Source organism: Oceanobacillus jeddahensis (assembly GCF_000750635.1).
GTDB lineage: Bacteria > Bacillota > Bacilli > Bacillales > Amphibacillaceae > Oceanobacillus > Oceanobacillus jeddahense.
Map to the genome: position 1 here is coordinate 549,590 of NZ_CCDM010000003.1, position 20,346 is coordinate 569,935.

General features: G+C 34.7%; 19 protein-coding genes. 2 read left to right on the top strand and 17 right to left on the bottom strand.

Annotated elements, in window-relative coordinates; genetic code table 11:
- Positions 1-7: 7 nt before the first annotated feature.
- From BN986_RS15975 to BN986_RS28110, 7 genes are all read right to left on the bottom strand, one after another.
- Positions 8-646: a DUF443 family protein gene (locus BN986_RS15975; RefSeq protein ID WP_040981882.1), complete on the bottom strand. Its 639-nt coding sequence runs from the start codon at positions 644-646 to the stop codon at positions 8-10.
- Positions 647-712: 66 nt separating this feature from the next.
- Complete coding sequence (locus BN986_RS15980; RefSeq protein WP_040981884.1) at positions 713-1,249, bottom strand: hypothetical protein; 537 nt, start codon at positions 1,247-1,249, stop codon at positions 713-715.
- Between the two features lie 344 nt (positions 1,250-1,593).
- A complete protein-coding gene (locus tag BN986_RS15985; protein WP_040981887.1) occupies positions 1,594-2,247 on the bottom strand; it encodes a DUF443 family protein in 654 nt (217 codons plus the stop codon).
- Positions 2,248-2,760: 513 nt separating this feature from the next.
- Entirely contained in the window at positions 2,761-3,618 is an 858-nt protein-coding gene (locus BN986_RS15990; protein WP_040981888.1) for a hypothetical protein, read from the bottom strand.
- A gap of 623 nt (positions 3,619-4,241) precedes the next feature.
- Positions 4,242-4,376 (bottom strand): DUF4176 domain-containing protein, encoded by a 135-nt coding sequence (locus BN986_RS27110; RefSeq protein ID WP_148417154.1) that lies wholly within the window; start codon positions 4,374-4,376, stop codon positions 4,242-4,244.
- Between the two features lie 443 nt (positions 4,377-4,819).
- Positions 4,820-5,458, bottom strand: a complete 639-nt coding sequence (locus tag BN986_RS16000) for a DUF443 family protein (RefSeq protein ID WP_040981892.1) — start codon at positions 5,456-5,458, stop codon at positions 4,820-4,822.
- Positions 5,459-5,741: 283 nt separating this feature from the next.
- Positions 5,742-6,005, bottom strand: a complete 264-nt coding sequence (locus BN986_RS28110) for a DUF443 family protein (RefSeq protein ID WP_074435690.1) — start codon at positions 6,003-6,005, stop codon at positions 5,742-5,744.
- A 330-nt stretch (positions 6,006-6,335) separates the two neighbouring features.
- Here BN986_RS28110 and BN986_RS16010 point away from each other — a divergent pair, with 330 nt between their 5' ends.
- The gene (locus BN986_RS16010; RefSeq protein WP_040981896.1) at positions 6,336-7,682 is read left to right on the top strand and encodes a DUF5068 domain-containing protein; all 1,347 of its coding nucleotides are present in this window, start codon (positions 6,336-6,338) and stop codon (positions 7,680-7,682) included.
- Positions 7,683-7,749: 67 nt separating this feature from the next.
- On the opposite strand, the gene BN986_RS16015 is transcribed toward BN986_RS16010, so the two are convergent.
- Entirely contained in the window at positions 7,750-8,550 is an 801-nt protein-coding gene (locus tag BN986_RS16015; protein WP_040981898.1) for an SDR family NAD(P)-dependent oxidoreductase, read from the bottom strand.
- Positions 8,551-8,843: 293 nt separating this feature from the next.
- Between BN986_RS16015 and guaC the strand changes: the two genes are divergently transcribed.
- On the top strand, positions 8,844-9,827 hold the full coding sequence (guaC, locus tag BN986_RS16020; RefSeq protein WP_040981900.1) for a GMP reductase: 984 nt from the start codon (positions 8,844-8,846) through the stop codon (positions 9,825-9,827).
- Between the two features lie 67 nt (positions 9,828-9,894).
- Here guaC and BN986_RS16025 read toward each other — a convergent pair whose 3' ends face one another.
- From BN986_RS16025 to BN986_RS16065, 9 genes are all read right to left on the bottom strand, one after another.
- Entirely contained in the window at positions 9,895-11,574 is a 1,680-nt protein-coding gene (locus tag BN986_RS16025; RefSeq protein WP_187378572.1) for an ABC1 kinase family protein, read from the bottom strand.
- A 135-nt stretch (positions 11,575-11,709) separates the two neighbouring features.
- Positions 11,710-12,132, bottom strand: coding sequence for a hypothetical protein (locus BN986_RS16030; protein ID WP_040981902.1), 423 nt, complete (start codon positions 12,130-12,132; stop codon positions 11,710-11,712).
- A gap of 20 nt (positions 12,133-12,152) precedes the next feature.
- Positions 12,153-13,250 carry a D-alanine--D-alanine ligase gene (ddlA, locus tag BN986_RS16035; protein WP_040981904.1) on the bottom strand — a complete coding sequence of 366 codons (1,098 nt, stop codon included), beginning with the start codon at positions 13,248-13,250 and terminating at the stop codon, positions 12,153-12,155.
- Positions 13,251-13,553: 303 nt separating this feature from the next.
- A complete protein-coding gene (gene rodA / locus BN986_RS16040; protein ID WP_040981906.1) occupies positions 13,554-14,720 on the bottom strand; it encodes a rod shape-determining protein RodA in 1,167 nt (388 codons plus the stop codon).
- Between the two features lie 15 nt (positions 14,721-14,735).
- On the bottom strand, positions 14,736-15,365 hold the full coding sequence (locus BN986_RS16045; RefSeq protein ID WP_052400835.1) for a helix-turn-helix domain-containing protein: 630 nt from the start codon (positions 15,363-15,365) through the stop codon (positions 14,736-14,738).
- Positions 15,366-15,636: 271 nt separating this feature from the next.
- Entirely contained in the window at positions 15,637-16,185 is a 549-nt protein-coding gene (gene lepB, locus BN986_RS16050; protein ID WP_040981908.1) for a signal peptidase I, read from the bottom strand.
- 463 nt (positions 16,186-16,648) lie between these two features.
- Positions 16,649-18,163 (bottom strand): alpha-amylase family glycosyl hydrolase, encoded by a 1,515-nt coding sequence (locus BN986_RS16055; protein WP_040981910.1) that lies wholly within the window; start codon positions 18,161-18,163, stop codon positions 16,649-16,651.
- Between the two features lie 516 nt (positions 18,164-18,679).
- Positions 18,680-19,057: a YisL family protein gene (locus BN986_RS16060; protein ID WP_040981913.1), complete on the bottom strand. Its 378-nt coding sequence runs from the start codon at positions 19,055-19,057 to the stop codon at positions 18,680-18,682.
- Between the two features lie 128 nt (positions 19,058-19,185).
- Entirely contained in the window at positions 19,186-20,343 is a 1,158-nt protein-coding gene (locus tag BN986_RS16065) for a DUF418 domain-containing protein (RefSeq protein ID WP_040981915.1), read from the bottom strand.
- Positions 20,344-20,346: the final 3 nt, after the last annotated feature.

Below are 20,346 nucleotides of genomic sequence, written 5' to 3' on the forward strand. Positions count from 1 at the left end.
ACTTTTTTTAGTCTATAAATCTCACAGTAGTGTAGCCTTCTTCAACTGAAATACGGTTGATAACTAATAGAGCGAAGTAAAACCCCGAACCAATTATTAATATCAAGATATTTCCCGAATCAATATACATTACAAAGCCTGATAAAACTAATCCTAAAGCCCAAGTATAGATCATTATTGCTTTGAAAATATGTTTGGTAGATTTAGGTCGAATCCGTATTATACTCTGTTGTAATGGATTACACTCCATAATATCAATCAAATTCTTTTTACGTTTATGGCTAATGGATAAATATAATAAAGTCACAAGGATTAGTGCAATGATTGAAAGAATGCTATTGACAAAGAAAGAACTTTGAACTTCAAAATAATCCATTAGAGGTGTTAAAAACTGACCAAGCACAACGGCAATTCCTCCCCACATTATTATCTGGCCACTATTTACCTTTTCCTTTTTTTCCACATTCAATTTTTCCATAACAGCTTGATCCTCCACTTTAAATACTGGACTAGGCAACAACCAAAAGAAAAACGGAAAGATAATTTTTAAAAAGGACCGCTCCATATCCAGGATGTAATGTTCACCGTTAATGATCAGGATTCGATACCTTATATTTTCAGCTAAATGTTGTACCTCGCAATTCATTAAATATGCTCCTTTTAATTGAGTTATCAACTTGAAAATTCCCAAGACAACGGGGGAAGTCTATATTTATCTTTTTTTACTCCATTCTTTTATTACCTTACGTCGTTTAAATGGCTTCATATATATAAAGCTAAGAAAAACAGTGGTACTTAAACATCCGATAATTAATGGTTCTATGCTATTGGCGATAAAAAACAAAGCAAAAGCAACTATTGCAAACAAAAATGAAAGAACAATAACAACTATTTCTATCCGTGATTGTTTCATTCCTTTATATATACACTCTTCTAAATAAGAAAAGTCTAAAATAATTGGATGTTTTTTTTCATATTCATAATAGATTTGATATATTTTATCAACTGTAACATAAGCAATTCCTATCCCTAATATAAGCAAAATAATATCAAGGAGAACATTGGAATAGTTTTGATAAAAACCATTAAGAAGAAAACCAATAATATAAAGCGCAATAACAATTAAATATACACTACTAATAGAGTTTTTTTTCCAAAATGGTATTTTATAAATAACTTTTTCATTCTGATCATAAAATAAAGTGTATAGATCCTGGTTTCTATAAATTGGAATTAAATTTCTTTTCAAATTTTATCCCTCCTCGAAATTTCAACTAAATATAGAGCCTAAACCATCGATTAGTTCTCCTGCTGCAAATCTATACCGCCTATAATGAAATAACACTGTACTCTCTTACTCTTCCAGTTGCATTTTTCTTATTTTTTGCCATCAACATGTACTTGAACACTATAATTAAGGATAGAATCCATCTGCTTGCATTCGAATCTTAATTTAACATTTTCCAATTAGTTATTTTTCTAATGATGATGGAATCATAGAAGCAACATGGAGTAAAAAGTCTTTTAAGAGCTACTAAGCTTTTATGTAGAGATTAAAAATACTTATTTTTTATTAATTTCTTATTTAAAGTGCTAAACTACCTTTTTATAGCCTTTAAATCTCACACTAGTATGGCCTTCATCAACTGTTACACGACTAGCAAGTAGCAGAAGGAATAATAATCCCGATGTAGTAATTAAAACCATGACATTCCCTGTCTGGATATACAGTAGAAAACTTAATAGAACAAATCCTAAAAGAAAAATATAAGCCGCAAGAAATTTGAAAATGAGTTTCATTGAACTTAGTCGAATCCATAATACATACTGTGGTAATCTCTCAAGTTTAATAACATTTTCCAACTTCTTTTTACGCTTATAGCTTATAGAAAAATACAATAAAGCTATCGTTATTAAAACAGGAATAAGGAGCATAATGTTAACCATTGGAGAACTTGGAATTTCAAAATAATCCATTAATGGTGTTAAAAGGATGCCGATTGCATAGCCCCCTCCTCCTAAAGATATGACCAATGAACTTTCCGCCTTTTCCTTTTTTTCTGTCTTCAATTGTTCAACGATGGCATGATCTTCTACTTTAAATACAGGGCTAGGTGCCAGCCAAAAGAGTAATGGAAATATAATCTTCCAAAATGACCGTTCCATATCCAAGATGTATTGTTCGCCGTTGATAATTAGAATTCGATACCGTATATTTTTAGCTAAACGTTGTACTTCACAATTCATTACAAAAACGCTCCTCTTTAAACCTACTAATTAGTACTTACCAAGAAAATGGAACGATTGCGTCTAGGCTGTTATGCAGGGATGCACCAACGTTTCTAGTCCCATTTATTACGGTGTCCCATCTACTATCTATTTATTGCCTTGCCCGATCTAATCCATTTAATAAAACTGTCATTCCATTTGATAACATTATTTCTATTATTTTATTTCCACTCCTTGTTTCATAAGTTTTTCGTTTCCTTAAAGGTCCCTTGCTATCATCATCTGATTAATAAAACATGAAAAACGCACCGCTTCAGTTAATTGTTTCAGAAAAATAAGTAAAAAGGGCAAAGGAATAGCCTTTTCCTCTTTGCCTAAATACCTTACATATATTCATCTAAGTTACATCCTCGACTATCTATACTCGAGAAACTAGTTTGTTTTCTGGCCAATCGGTTCATATGATGAGTGTATTTTCTGTACTTCCTACTCTATATTTCGTAGTTCAACAACCAATTTGCATAAATAAAACTATGAATTATGCTTTTTCAAGTTAGTGTTATTTTTATCTACATACTTTTTCCCGTACCATTCGCTTTTGTTTACTCCGAATTTTATTCTAAACTCTTCAGAGTATTTATTAAGGTAGTAGCTTCTAATTATATTACTATTCAAAATCAGAAATACTAAAAGAATTAAACAGACAAGCAGCGGTAAGAAATCGATCAGCCCTCCAATTATACGGGTTTCCAAGTCTCCTGCTGGAGGAAAAATAACCTTGCCAAGATAATACAGACTACCAACACCTGCCAAAACACTTAACACACTTTTTTTATTTCTACTGAACCATTCCACGATGGCACTTCTTTTCTTTTTCTCCCCAAATACCATTTCTTTCGCGTTTTGGTAACTCCGAACAAAAACATAAACAAGACACAAGCTAAATAAGACAGTATACACCATACGCAATGGAAAAGAATATACAGCCAATTGTGCAAGCTTAAAAAATAATAATATAATCAGGAACACAAAAACTGTAAAAGAAATATTATAAATATAAAATGCCTTTACATTATTTTTCCTCATTAAATACGAGCCTCCAAATACAGTAATTAACATTAATATACCTTGTACGATTGGATACCAGATACTTGTTAAGAATGGAATATACTCATTATTCATATCAAGTACAATTGATGTACTACCCATATTATTTCCCAGGAATATACTCACTCCATAAAAAGCATAGAATCCCCCCATAAAAAACAATATAAATATAATAATCTTTCCAAAAGAAAATCTCTCTATTGTATCAATAGAATTTTTTGCAAAGCTCTCACTGACCGTATCTTCCACTTGGGAGAAAGATCCTGATAATATATTTTTCATATAACATTTCCTTTCATTTTTGCACAGTGTTTATTACTTACAGTTATTTCATAATGAATAAGCTTTATTCATACGTATTCATCCTATAAAAGACATTATCGCCTTTTAATGAATCCAAACCAGAATGTACCCATTTCCAATGGATTCAGCTACTGATCCTGCTGTTTCAACAGCTTTGCTGCCAAAGTCTTTGGCACTATTCCAAGTTTTCTCTGCCGTTTTGCTGCTCCTACATTATCCAATTCATTAATATCCAGCATTTATTTATATTTCTACAGCAGTTCAATTGCTTACATCGGTACTTTACTTTAAAATCTTCCAAATAATTATTTCTTAATGATGATTGATTCGTAAAATAATATTGAGTAAAAAAGCTTTTAGTAACTACTAAGTTTGTGAAGTTATTAAAAATAGCTATGTAAAAATTATTTTATATCTTTTGGTGCTGATTATTAACATAATTCCTTCTTTGGTAGAAGACTTTTAAAGAAGCATACCGATAATATGCTTCTTTGCCATAATAATTCCATTTTTTCTTATTCCATTGGACCTGTAATCGTTCCTTTTTTAATGTTTGGTTTTTCTTCCTGTAACCAGTCCTCGAAAAGCTTTTGGAAACTCTCCTATTCTTCATCCTTGAAACCTTCAATGATCACTTTATCTATGTTTTCCTCATTAAAGTAATAAACTTTAGCGGGATTTAATACTTGTGGATAAAACGAAACTTCATTCAGTGGGAGTTTTTCGACGCATAGGATGTGCTAGCGCAGACGTTGCGACAACGGTTTTCGATGGGGCGAGTAATCGCAAAAGCTCTTCGGTGGGGCGAGTAATCGCAGCCCCAGTCCCAGGACGTCGCGAACTTAGTCTGCTTCCTTCATTCTCCCACTGAATTAGCCTAAGTGATTCAGGGAGTTAACGCCCGTTATCTCCCTCCTAAATAAATTTATTTTCGCTCTTTATTTTGAGGCGGGAGTTTTACGGGCGGTTCTCCGTGATAAAAATATCCTGAGTAATCATATCATATTCCTTCTTCTTGATTTTCTTCTGAAGGAAGTATCGGAGCCCGGTTCAAAATCATCAGTTTACTTGTTCCTTCTCTATAAATATACAATTGAACCAATTGGTAGCATAATTGTTTCCCCTCTCTTTACCTACTATTGTTTTCACTATTTTTTATCCGTAGTTTAAATTGCTTTTTTCAATCTTTAAATCCCACTGTAGTATAGCCTTCTTCAACTGTAATACGATTGGATAACAAAAAAGCGAACAAAAATACTGATGCAATAATTAACAGCATAATATTCTGAGTTTCTATAAATCCTACAAAGAACAATAGATTTAATCCTAATAATCCAGTATAGACTGTTATTACTTTGAAAATATGTTTGATAGATTTAGGCCAAACCTGTATTATATTCTGTTGTAATGTCTTAAGTTCAACAACATCAATCAGATTCTTTTTACGCGTACGGCTAATGGATAAATATAATAAAGCCACAAGGATTAGTGCAATGATTAAAAGAATGCTATTGACGAAGACAGAGCTTTGAACTTCAAAATAATCCATTAAAGGGGTTAAAAGAATACCATGCACATAAGCAAATCCTCCTAAAGATATCAGTAACGCTCCGTCTGTCTTTTTCCTTTTCGGTGCTTTCAACTGTTCCACAATATCCTGATCTTCCAATTTAAATATAGAGCTAGGTACTATCCAAAAAAGAAAAGGAAAGATAATTTTCCAAAAAGATCTCTCCATATCCAGGATATAATGCTCATCGTTAATAACCAAAATTCGATATCTTATGTTTTTTGCTAAATGTTGTACTTCGCAATTCATTTAATAACCTCTCCCCTTTAAGCTTACAAATACCTATCAATAAAATGAATTTATTACATCTAAGCTATCATGTAGAGTCTCACCAACGTTACCTGTCCAATTTATTACTGATAACAAATTATGTACCGCAGCTTCACTTACAGATTTATCATTATTAAACTTATCATCATACATACTATAACCAAAGCCTAATGTACCAAAAACAGGACCTGCTGCTTTCCCATATTCTAGAATCTTCTCAGTATTATCTTGAAATTATACGTATCATTCTGCTGGAAAACTTTTATTTTTTGCCAGCTAGGAATTGTATTCTTGTATTGCTTTCTACTATTGTTCCGAGACCAATTAATATCATTATAAACAATAAAACTGTTGTAAATAATAATATCGTCCAGTTATCATATTCAATATAAGTCGCAGTTTCCATCACAATAAAACCAAGACACAAAATATACATTAGTATAATCATTAAAAAGACTTTAAAAGAAACAAGCATAATCCATAATCTACTTCTTAGCAATTGATGAAGCATAACTGCTTGATACATATTTTTTATACGTTCGACTCAGAAAATAAATTAGTAAAACCGCAAGTGGAAAAACATTTTCCAAAGGAGACCATTCCCATACCCTAGATATACTTCACTCCTTCTATGATTAACATTCGGTATCTTAAATTTTTATCTATACCCCGAATTGTATATGTCATTAAGTGCTCTTCTTTCTTCTAATTCATTAATTATCAACGATTATTTCTCAAAAAATCAAATAAAACAGGTAAAATTCTTTAAAAAAGGATATTTTTTTATGAATTTTCTCATCTATTCTTAGTAAATTATGTTACTATTATATATATTTCGGAAAAATGGAGGTATAAGATGTATAAGAAAATGCTTTACGTTCTTCTTGCAGCTGTATTCGCAATTGCTTTAACTGCTTGTGGCTCCAGTGATGAAGATGACGCAGCTGATGCAGAAGAACAGGAAACAAATCAGGAAGAAAACGAAACAGAAGAAGAATCTGATGAAGAATCAGAGGAACCAGAGCAATTGGAAGAGGAAATGGAAAATGAAGAAGCTTCTTTTGATGAAGAAGATGCTGATGAGGAAGAACAGCAGCAAACAGAATCTTCCAATGCAGAATTTGATGAACTTATTGAGGCAATGGAAGAAGAAACAGAGGGTACTGCGACAGTTTTATTTGAAAACAATGAACCTCAATCTCATGAGATGGAGGATGTTACAGTTACTCTAGATGCTTATCAATTGGTAGAATTAAAGGATTTTCATAATAGATTCAGTATTCCTTTTGACGACCAGACAGATGGCGGAATTATTCTAACAGAATTTACTGTTGAAAATGATTCAGATCAGGATTTATATTATTCTACACTCTTTTATTTACATTATTTTGGCGGTTCAGAAGCAGCCGGTCCAAACCTGGATTTGATACCACGTGATGTAGAGTTAACGCAAATACTGTCACCTAGTGATGATGATCGTCTGCTTGAAGGCGGAGAATCATATCATGGATACTTAGCTTACCCAATCGGCGAAAAACAGCTGGAAGAAATTCTTGAAGAAGATGGAAATGTCACCATTGATATTGAAACTCCATTTACGGAAGAGGATGAATTCTCTGAAGAATATCGGGTTGGAGAGCGTGGAGAACTGACACTTTCACTGGATGAAGAAAATGTTGAAGAAAGAGCTGAAGTAGAAAGCCAAGGTTTTTACCAAGATAGTATCAGCGCAGATAACATGGGCGATAAAGAAATGATTGAGCAAGAAGACGGAATTGGCGAAAGTGATGAACTGGGAGATGTAACAATTACATTAGATGGTTATCAATTTGTTGATTTTACACCGAACCAATATGAAGAAGACCGATTTACAGATCCTGATAATTTAGTAGCTGCTACGATTAAATTTGAAATCGATAACCAGGGTGATGAGGAAATTGGTCTGAACTCTCTAACTACAAAACTGACTGTTAATGATGGTTCCCAATATCTTTTAAGTGAAGGCATGCTGCTTCCTTATGATATAAATGACCACATCGAACCTGGAGAACAAGGAGAGCTGTTACAGACATTCTTACTTGATAAAGAAATGTATGAAGAAATTTGGATCGATAAAAGCATGGAAATTGAAATCGGACCAATGCGAAACTCAGACGCTGAGGATATTTCCAAAGGGCAAGAAATTACGTTTGATTTAAAATAAGTAAAAGAAAGACCAGTGGATAAATTTTCCGCTGGTCTTTCTTTTCATCATGGAATAACAATGATTCTTATCGCATGACAGCCCCGCCTGAAATTTTCACCGATTCTCCTACAATATTCTGTGCAGCATCTGTCAGCAGGTACGCTATTGTATTGCCTACCTCTTTCGGAGTCGTTATTCGTTTAGACGGCAAAGACTCCTCTGCTGTTTTTCTTACCTGTTCAAAGGATTGATTCGTGTTTTTTGCTTTTGCTTCAAATAAACCTTGTACCATTTCTGTATCAACAAAGCCGGGACAAACTGCATTGACACGAATATTATAGGCGACCGCTTCCAGAGCCATAGATTGTGTCCAGCCAATCATCGCAAATTTAGAAGAAGCATATGCGCTATTTCCATATGTCCCCCGCAAACCAGATAAAGATGCTACATTGACAATATTACCCTGTTGCTTTTCTTGCATCTCCTGATAAATTTCTTTCGTTAAACTGAATGCAGACAAATAATTCACAGTGAGCATTGCTTGAATATCGGCTTCTTCCAGCTGATCCACCGTCTTATTTCCCGCAACTCCAGCCGCATTGACTAAATCAGAAATAAATCCCAATGTTTCCCGGGCATTGCTGACCAATTGCGTTCTTTCTGCTTCATCTGTTATATCTGCCTGCTGTACAAAGATATTCGAAGCATCTGTGAGACTTTCCAGCTCCTGTCTAAGTTCAGCAAGCTTATCTGTATTCCGGGCGGTAACAGTGACTTTAGCCCCCATCTGCGCGACAATCTTTGCTGTTTCTCTTCCTATTCCGCCAGTTGCACCTGTTATTAATACGTGTCTTCCTTTTAACGCATCTTTTGAAAATATAGGCATTATGTATTCCCCTTTCTAATCGTCATATTAAAATAATTATCTATTCATTATAGCATGACTTCCTTTTTCCGATTAAGTACTGTTATGCCCTATCCAATAAACTATTCTTCCCTTTTATAATGTTTATTCATTAATTTTAACTACAGATTTTAGTGAAGAGCATTACTTTTCAAATTATTTTGTCGATAGCTAAGCACAAACCATTGACAAAACATCCTGATTGAGTTAAATTACTAAAGGCGAATGTTTTTAATATCCAATACAAATTTTATTCGTGTTTAGGAGTGTTTTAAATGGAAAATGTTTTTGATTATGAAGATATCCAATTAGTTCCCGCAAAATGCGTCGTAGATAGCCGGTCAGAATGCGATACCTCTATTGAATTTGGTGGAAGAAGCTTTAAACTACCGGTTGTGCCTGCAAATATGCAGACAATTATCGATGAAAATATTGCAACATATTTAGCTAAAAATAATTATTTCTATATTATGCACCGTTTCGAACCTGAGAAACGTGTTGATTTTATAAAAAAAATGCACGAACAAGATTTAATCGCTTCGATCAGTGTCGGTGTGAAAGAAGACGAGTATGCTTTTGTTGAATCACTTGCTGATAACAACTTAATTCCAGAGTATATCACCATTGATATTGCACATGGCCATTCCGAACCTGTTATCCGTATGATTAAACATATTAAAAAGCATTTACCAGACAGCTTTTTAATTGCTGGAAATGTTGGAACTCCAGAAGCTGTCCGTGAACTTGAACATGCTGGTGCTGACGCTACCAAAGTAGGTATCGGTCCTGGTAAAGTATGTATTACTAAAATTAAAACTGGTTTTGGAACTGGCGGCTGGCAATTAGCAGCACTGCGCTGGTGTGCAAAAGCTGCTAGCAAGCCAATCATTGCAGACGGTGGCATTCGCACACATGGCGATATTGCAAAATCCGTACGTTTTGGTGCTTCCATGGTCATGATTGGTTCCTTATTTGCAGGTCATGAGGAATCTCCAGGAGAGACCATTGAAAAAGATGGCAAGAAACTGAAAGAATACTTCGGTTCTGCCTCAGAGTTCCAAAAAGGAGAAAAGAAAAACGTTGAAGGCAAGAAAATGTATGTGGAACACAAAGGTGCTCTTCAAGATACATTGACTGAAATGGAACAAGATCTTCAATCCTCTATTTCTTACGCTGGCGGAAAACGTTTAGATGCTATCCGCACAGTGGATTATGTTGTCGTTAAAAACTCTATCTTCAACGGTGATAAAGTATTTTAATTTACACTAAAAAAGCTTATGTCAAAAAGGTACGCCCTTTTGACATAAGCTTTTTCTCTGTTTAAAACTAAAACCTTCCCGACCTGAATATCGCAAAGATAAGCCATATAAACATCAGTACAGCAACAACAAAGCCGATTTCAATAACTGGCAGACTCCAAAAATAAGAAACCTCTCCCGCTATGGATGAACCAATAATTAATCCAACCATAATAATGCTGAAAGATAATAAGACAATACTGAAAGATAAACGGTTACTGATTCTGTCCAGTTTCTTCAGAATCATATCCACTCTGGAGACGGATATTTCCAGAGGGACTTTACCTTTACGTATCAACTTATAAACAGCATTCACATGCTCTGGTAAATCTAAGAAAATATCTTTATAATCGTCGGCCTGTTCATAAACTTCCTCAGCTATTTTTTTCGGCCGGTATTTCTCTTTAATTAACCGTTTCCCGAAAGGCTGCGCAATTTTAACAATACTAATATCCGGATCTAATCTTTCCACTGTGCCTTCCAGCGTTATCAGTGTTTTTCCGACTAGCGATAAATCAGCCGGAATACGAATTTGATGTTTAGAAGCAACACTGAACAAATCATTCACTGCTTCCCCCAGGCTGACTTGGCTAAACGGAACATCATAATATTTATCCCGAAGCTCTTCAATATCCGCCCGCATCATATCATCATTGACCTCATCAGGGACAACCCCCATTCGGTAGATCGCCTTCACGATAGCATGTGTATTTTGACGGGCAAGCGCAATAATCAAATCGGTCAAATGCTCCTTCATCAGCGGTGTGAGCCTTCCGACCATTCCAAAATCCATAAATAATAATTGGTGACCGGGAAGTACCATCACATTTCCTGGGTGCGGATCTGCATGAAAGAACCCATCCAGCAAAATCTGCTCAAATAAATTATGAATTAATTTTTCAGCAATCACTTTAGGCTGATAACCTTCCTGAATAAGCTGTACATTCTCGTCCAATTTAATCCCTTTGACAAACTCCATCGTCAGGACACGTTCCGTTGTAAATTTCCAATAAACATCCGGGACTTTAACGCCTTCACGATCATTCTTGAAATTCATCGCAATTTTATGTGCATTTCGTCCTTCTAATGTATAATCTAATTCAGCCAGAATCGACGCTCTAAACTCTTCAATAATTTCTGTGATTTTATATTGCTGCGCCCATTCTAAACGCGTTTCTGCGAGGGTTGCAAAATTCATTAAAATTTCTAAATCGGTATGAATTTTCTTTTCAATATTTGGACGCTGAACCTTTACAGCCACTTCTTCCCCGCTCTGTAAAATGGCTTGGTGGACTTGACCTATCGATGCAGCTGCTAAAGGCTCTTGGTTAAAATCTTTAAAAATAGCATGAATCGGTTCTCCCAATTCTCTTTCTATAATTTCCTGAATTTCGGTATACGGAATTTGTCCAACCTGGTCCTGCAGCTTCTCTAATTCTTTAATAATATCTTGCGGGATTAAATCACTTCTTGTACTTGCAATTTGTCCCAGTTTGACAAAAGTCGGCCCTAATTCTTCTAAGAAAAGACGAATTCGCTCCCCCGTAGTTTTGCTATGTATTTCTTTCTTCCCTTTCAGTACCTTTTCAGGTAAAGAAACAACCTTTTGTAGTCCCAATTCTTTCACGATATATCCAAAACCATTACGGGAAAATGCAACAAGTATTTGACGATAACGTTGAATGTGACGAATACGTTTATTAAAAATAGCGGCTCCCTCCCTTCCCAATTACACATATTCATAGTATACCCATTCTTAGCCATCTGCTAACTAAAAATCAAGGCTTTATTGCAAAGAGGAACTGCTTCTTTATGACAGCTCCTCTTTGTACATTGGTAATCACTATTCTTTTTTTAAATTTGTTATGAGTATTTTCACATATAATCCAATCAGCATACAAATAGATGGTAATATAATAGCTAAGAAAATTAATTGTTCATTTATAAAAGCTAAATAAAGATATGGTAAGGAATAAAACATAAGTACCTCAGCTACTGCCAAAGGAACTAATGTGTACATGATCAGATTAATAATAAAAACCAAAGAAACAGATTGTATATTTTTGAATAGTGTTCCTTGATTTTTCAAAGCTAATCCAAATAGAGTATATGCGATTAAAACACCAAAGAATATGATTTGCAGTTGATTTATGAAAAGTACCGTAAGCATCGCAAAAACGGTTAAGAAAAAATGAAAAATCAGTGACGGCAAATTCCATTCTAAATAAGCTTTGATACTGTTTCTTTCTGCATTGTTGCTAGACATTCAACCATCCTTTTACATCTTTAATTTTGAATAGAGCTCTTTAATTGCTGGTCTCTTTGATGTCTTTCGATTGCCAATTCAATTAATTTTTCTATCAATTCACGATAAGAAATTCCGCTTTCTTCCCAAAGCTTTGGATACATACTAATTTTTGTAAATCCAGGTAAAGTATTTATTTCATTAATAATAATGGTGTTATCTTCTTTTAAAAATACATCTACTCTAGCTAACCCCTCACAATTTAGAGCTTCAAAAGCTTGAATGGCAGTTGTTTGAATTTGTTCTACAACATCTTTTTCTAACGCTGCAGGGATCTCCAATCTCGCTCCAGATTCATCAATATATTTCGCTTCATACGAATAGAATTCGACGGTTGGAAGGATCTCTCCCGGCACCGATGCAATTGGCTGTTCATTACCTAATACAGAACACTCTATTTCCCTTCCAACAACAGCTTCTTCTACTAAAATTTTATGATCATACAGAAACGCATCCTGAATCGCATGATTAAATGCTTCTTCCGTTTCCACCTTGTGTACCCCTACAGAAGAGCCTTGGTTTGCCGGCTTAATAAATAATGGCGTACCTAGTTCGGCTGCAATATCCTGATAGGAGATTTGATCCTGTTTTCCTTTACGGAAGCTGTAGCCACGGGCAACGTTTAAACCGGCATCAACCAGCAAACGTTTGGCAATGTCTTTATCCATACTAATCGCTGAGCCAAGCACACTGGACCCGACAAACGGAATATTAGCCATTCTGAGCATTCCTTGCAGACTGCCATCTTCTCCAAGAGTACCGTGAACAATCGGAAAAATAACATCCAACTGATCCATGCTGACATCGGAGTCCGTCTGAATAATTTGGTTCTTTTCAGCTCCAGGAACAATCGCAATCCCTTCTCCTGTTTTATTCAATGCAATTAAACTTGGATCCTCTTCATTTATTAAATAATGAGAACGGTCATTAACATGCCAGTTCCCTTGTTTATCAATCCCTAACAGATATACTTCATACTTATCTAAATCAATCGCATCCACAATATTTTTTGCTGATTGTAAAGAAACCTCGTGCTCTGAGGACTTCCCTCCAAATACAATACCAACTTTTTTCTTCATCCAAATCCTCTCCTCATTGACTCTAATGACATAATTACGATACTTAACACATCATATGTTTTATATCATTATTTGTTTGACCTGTATCGCTATTTTATCATAGAGTTCATTTTGAAGGGGAAATTTAAGAAATTTGTTTATTCCAATTGAGGTTTAAATTTATATCAGCAGAACATTTTTGTTTGCTTACTCGCCCCTTAGAAGCACTGTCCTTATACTTTTTTTCCTTAAGCCCTTTACAGTTTCCAACCGCTTAAAATAGAGAAAGCTAAAATCAGCATCGGAAGATTTTTAGCTTTCTCTTTATTCACTAATCGCCTTTTTTCGAAATAAATAATCTTTTGAAGAACGGATTTGTACACTAATCACCAGACCCATCATGATCATATTGGTTATCAGTGAGCTCCCGCCGTAACTGATAAATGGTAACGTAATACCTGTGATTGGCATGAGTCCAATTGTCATAGCAATGTTTTGGAAAACTTGAAAAGCAAGAATTCCAATGATACCGACACAAAGATAGACTCCAAATAAATTATCTGCTTCATAAGCAACCTTTGTAATTCGATAAAGAAGCAGGAAATATAATAAAATCAGGATACTTGCACCGATAAATCCATACTCCTCTCCGATTACTGTAAAAATAAAATCTGTATGTGCTTCCGGAACATTCCCATTTTGGATTTGCATTCCTTGATTAAATCCAGCACCGCTTAATTGCCCTGAACCAATTCCCATGATCGCCTGTTGGAGCTGATATCCGTAATCAGATGCATATTCGGCAGGATTTAACCAGCCATAAATTCGATCCATTTGATGTGATTGAAATAACCTCGAAAAAATGTCCTCATTATAGGCATACAAGAAAACTAAACCAGAAACCGAAGCAACGATCGTAAACAATATCGGTAAAATAACTTTAATAGAAATACTGGAAACAATAATCATGGTTAAGGCAATCGCTAATACGGTTAAGGCAGAACCCAGATCCGGCTGCAGAAATATGAAAACAAATGGAATAAATGTTACTGCAATTACTTTGAGAGTTAATTGGATACTCATTTTTAAAGATAACTTTCGATTCCCGTGTCTTTCCAGCAAAACAGCTAAATAAATAATAAGAAATATTTTCATAAATTCCGACGGCTGTATCTCAAAAACTCCTAAATTCAACCAACGCTGCGATCCATTACGAAAAACACCAAAAAAGTGGACAGCAACGAGAAGTAAAACGCTAATCCCATATAATTTAAATGCTTGTTTTTTTAAAAGCTCATAGTCAAAAAAAATAACAGCCAACATAATTAAAATACCGAAAATATACCAGATAGCTTGACGAATTACAAAATAAAAGGGTTGTGATTGCGCGTATTGTCCTGAACCACTATATATAGCAAATAAACTAATGATAAATAATAAGAATAAAATGGTGATTATACTATAGTCCAAATAAAATTTCTTTTGCTTCATCCAAAACCCTCATTACTAATATTTATTAGAAAGTAAATTCATTACTACTTGAACCGCTACCGCATCATCTAAATACCCAATTGGAAAAAGATAATCAGGAATAACATCTGCTGTACTGATAAAATAAATTAAAGCAGCACCCATTAATACTAATTCTTTCCGCGTTCCTTTTTTATGAAAAAACCGGTGAAAAAAAGTAGATATCTGCTTCATATAAGCTCCGTGATCTCCTGCATTTTCTTTTTTCTTTTGAAAATTATCCACAATGAAACGGCGGCCATTTTCCGTTTCCACGTCTTTTTCATAGCTATGTAATTTCTTTTTTAATTTTTCCATTGAAAAAGAATCATAACGATTGTCTGATTGCTTTAAAAAATGATCAATCATTATAATGGAAGCCTGTATATCATTGACAGGATTTTCTGCTTCTTTTATTGGAAGTCCTGTTTTGTGAAGCAGTTCCTCGAAAGGAATATCCAACGCTTTTGAAATTTCCACTAAATGCTGATTTGTCGGTTTACGTTTATGATTAATAATACGTGATATCGTCGAAATATTAATATTTGTTTGTTTACTTAATGTCCGCATAGAAATATGCTTTTTCTCCAGTTGCTCTTTAATAAAATCTCCTATATTTTGACTCACTTCTTTTACAGACCCTTCTATCTTAAGATGTTTTCTCTCACTTATTCTAATATACGAGGAGTGTTGACAAATTGTCAAACTTTGTTGCAATTTTATTAGAATCAATAAAAAACTTGATTTTTGCTTGGTTATTACTTGTAAATCAGTAGTTTTTCTTATGTTTGCCAGCATACAAAAAATCGTCTTTATGCACACATTTACGTGTATATAAAGACGATTTAAATAGAAAGGTTGAACTCGTGTATAAAGTGACATTACTTTTTACAAATTGTTATTTGGGTCTCCCAATATTATTAAATGGATAAAATCGAAATGTTACTTCCCCAATAACTGCATTTTCATGTAGTAATCCAAAAAAACGGCTGTCATTGCTGTTTCCACGATTATCGCCTAAAACAAAGTAGGTATTTTCAGGAATGAGTGAATAGCCTGTTAACTCTTCTAACGTAAAATCACCCGTTTGAAGACTCCAATTTGAAGAGCTGTTTTCACTTAACAAATAAGGCTCATCGATCGCTTTTCCATTTAAATATAATATGTTATTTTTATATTCAATATGATCACCCGGTACACCAATGACTCGTTTGACATAATAGTTATCAGAATCAGGAGCATGGAATACAATCACATCAAACCGATCAATAGTAGATACTTTATTCACAATAATTTTATCCTGATCAGAAAAAGTAGGCTGCATAGATTCTCCCCAGACAACAGAAGGAGATAACAGGAAATTTTTAACAACAAAAATCGCAATAATAGCAAATAGAATTACCTTACATAATAAATAGAATTCTCTTTTTATAGAACTTCCCTCCATAAACAGCACCTCCTTTAAACAAATCGGTATATTCTGCTTTATTGATTTCATTATACTATAGAATCAGGAGAATTGTATGAGTTTTATGATTCTATCCTGAAATTCCTCTTATCCACCCAGCTCCATATTTTTGTGCTTATATACAATTACTCAACTTTCACATCTTAAAAAGTAAATTCATTTCCATAGAAACATGAGTTGATTGTTCCTTTGATAACTCCCTTGAAAGAATAGCTGGTGTAGTGTAAAGCACCGCTGCGGCTGAGTGGTTGGCCGGAGCGGGAGCTGTACACTATCATTCGTTCAAAAAAAGCTGATTTAATTAAAAGCAGGCACAATAATGAAGAACATGATAATCCAAAATAGCAAAATATACATGCTTATTCTTAGGTAAGAAAGTTGAGCAATTAGAAAAACATGCACCTGGTATTAGATACATGTTTTTCACGCATTATATTCATGCTCATGATTCAATATGGTTATTGTTTTGCTGCTCTGACAGCTTTTGCTTTCTTTTTAATAACACAACGGCAATAACAAATAATGCAAGAACAGAAACAATAAAGCCAATAAATAACCAATTAAACCCTTTATCTTCTTCTAAAAGATATACTTCTACAGATTCTCTTGGTATTCCAATCCGATAATTTCCTTCCTCATTTTCACGGACTAAATTATCCTCTAAAATACCTGTTAACTGCATACCGGATTCTAAATTTTCTTCATCAATATAAGCCGATTCACTTCCATTATTAATAGCTACATACATCACTTCATCCTCATAGCTGCGACGGAATACGAATAAAGAAGCATCAGATCCAACATATTCAAAATCTCCAAATCTCAATGCAGGGAATTCATTGTGTAAAGATGCAATACGTTTATGGAATTCCTTTAAGTCCTCATCCCCGCTATTAAATGGAACAAGCCGCTGAGATTCTTCGGCATCCATTCCATACATTGGAATTTCTGTCCCTTGTGTAATCATCGTTGGACCCGGTGTCGTGTACATATAAGTTAAAGCAAGTGTCCAAGCTGTTACTGAATTACGTTGATTTTCCGAGAAAATATTCGTAAACCGTTCCTGATGGAAGCCGTCAATTTGCTTATAAAAATCTGTTAATCCCTGCTCTTCCCAAGTATCATAAACTTCAGAAACGTTCTTATCACTATCTGCTAATGTTTCACTTAAAACCTGATTCAAATCTGGATAATTAATGAGATCCAGCGATGTATTTTCTAATAATTCAGCCGCCTCATCTATATTTTCATCAGCTATATCACCAATCAGATAAAAGTCAGGACGATTCTCTTTTAAAGCGGCTGTCAATTCTTCTATAAATGCTTGTGGCGCCATATCAACATCCTGAAGTTTAAACCCGTCTACTTCTGTTTCTGTTTGCCAGTATGATGCAACATCTAACATATATTCAGCAGCTTCCGGATTTGTTAAATCAATTTGAACCGTTTCCGACAGCCATTCATAATCAGAATCTGGCGTCCTTAACCACCAATCTTCCTTATCTTCATCTTCTGTTAATGGATTCGTGTCCGCAGCATAGTTAAACACAAAATCGATAACTATTTTCATATCACGATCATGCACTTCGGATACTAACCGCTCAAAATCTTCCATTGTTCCAAATTGTGGATTCACCTGATAAAAATCATCAATCCAAAAGCCATGGTAGCCTTGTTCTTTATTTTCCATAATTGGTGTTACAGAAATCGTCGTAATTCCAATATCTTGTAAATCATCTAATTTATTTATAATACCTTGAAAATCTCCGCCATGATAATTATAAGGATCGTTAATATCTAATTCTCCTTCAATTTCTATATCACCATTATTAAAGCGGTCAATTAATATTTGGTAAAATACTTCATTATGTATATCTTCGTCCTGTGCATGTACAGGTGCTTGGATGATCAACATGCCCAGAACAGCAGCAAGTCCAATACTTAATTTTTTGATCATAAAATTTTCCCCCAATGATAATAAAACTGTAATCCCTATTAATCCCTTGTATTATTATCACTTATTTTCTCCAAAAATCATACCTTGATTTGAATGATGTAAAAAAGCTTTCACATTTATCTTGAAAAAAGGGTCGTAAAGTGAAACGCAATGTTGTCAGGTTAATCGACCGCTCCGGAAAAACACTACGCTTTCCGTGGGCTTGAGCTCAGCCTCCTCAAAAAAGAAGTTCGCTTTTTTCTGCGGGGTCTTTCCTCCGCGCTTTCCCACAGGAGTCTCCATATTTTTCCTCTGGGACTGCGATTACTCGTCGCATCAAAACCGTCGCTAGATAGTTTTATTACTATCTGTATTAAATTTAAGAAAATTCATTAACCTGACAACATTGGTAATCGCAACCCCAGCCCAACCTGTACCCTGCGATAAAATTAAATAAAGTGCCTTAGCGGGTAGCCTAAGACACTTTATTATACCGTATTTCGGAATCGATAGTCTTTCTGTTATTTTGCTATCGTATTAGAAATAAAAGCCCATTGGCAGACGGAAAAAGCCTAAAATGATAACGATAATCAGCGCAATAAAGAATTGAATCCATTTGCCTGTAGTAGCTTTCCCTTTTTTCGTGGAAACTAAAATTCCTTCCATTGCCACAACGATCCAAAGACCAGCAAGTGCTTTTACAATGGCTTCCCCAAGTTGCGGCATGCCATATCCTTGAATATAATCCCAAGTTAGTAATCCGCCGGTAACGATGATAAATAAATACACAAGACGTAAAATCATATGAACGATGGTTGCAGGCTTGTTATTGTTATTTTTATAAAGGACTAAAGCAATGATAAACAGAATCAGTCCCAACGCCCACGTCGTAATATGCAAATGTGTCTCTCCCATTTCATGTTTCCTCCTTCATATCATCATCTTTCATATTTCACAAAAATGACTAATAATTCGTCTATAATGATACCATTTTCTTCCCTAAGATTACATTTTAACGATTCTTTGTCAATAAATTGCCATGATTAGCGTTTCATTGGCTGTATTTTTTTATACGTAATCGATCTCCATAACCATTCCACAGGACCAAATTGAAAGTATCGAAGCCAAATAATACTCCCTATAATCTGTAAGCAGAAAATCACAACCACAAGCGCAATTTGCTGAACAGGACGGACTTCTCCATATAATCCAAAGCCAACACCATAGAATAACCAGAAGGAAATAATCGATTGCAGCAAATAATTAGATAATGCCATTTTCCCAATCGGCTTCAGAACACTAAGAACTTTTCGCGCCATATTTTTCTCCCATAACAATGTAATTGACGTCAGGTAAAATACAGCTGATGCAGTCCCGCCAATATTATCCTGAACCAGACTGAACCAGAGTGGGTTACCAAATGTATACGGTCCTATCTTAAATAAGATAAATACAATTAAAGAAATAACCCAAACTTTTTTCAATATTCCCTTATGGTCAAGCGGCTCATGAAACCATCTCTTTTTTGCCAGGTACATCCCAAATAAAAACAGCGGCAAGAAAATAAAAGGAAACAGGAAAAAGCTGAAAATTCCATTCGATAACTGCCAGTCCTGAAAATTTTGCGCCAAAATAATGGAAAAATCATTAGAACGATAGCTTTGAAAAGCCTGGTTTATTTCTGCTGTATAACTTATATCGATAAAATCTCTTACCGCATACTGCAGACCTGTCAAGATAATGGTGGATGCCCCTAATAAACCAACAGCCCAGCCGATTAGAACCTTCTCCCCGCTGTACAAAAATAATAATAGTAGGAGTCCCATTGTTCCATAGGTTAAAAGAATATCTCCGCTCCAAATTGCAAAGGCATGAATGATTCCAAAAACAATCAACGCTCCCAGTCTGCGCCCGAAAAAGCCATAGGGAGAAATACCTTTTTTATCTAAGCTGTTCTTTTGAATTTGAATGCCAAAACCAAAAAGAATCGAAAATAATGTATAAAAGCTCGCTTGAAAGAAAATATCAATAAAAATCAAGCTGAACTGATCTATTTTAGTATTCCAGGCATTCTCTGTTCCACCATAGAGGAAATAAGGAGCAGAAAAAGCTCCTATATTCACCATAAATATTCCCAAAATCGCAAACCCTCTTGCTGCGTCTATCCATTCTAATCGTTTGTTTCTTTGATAAGGTTGCACTTA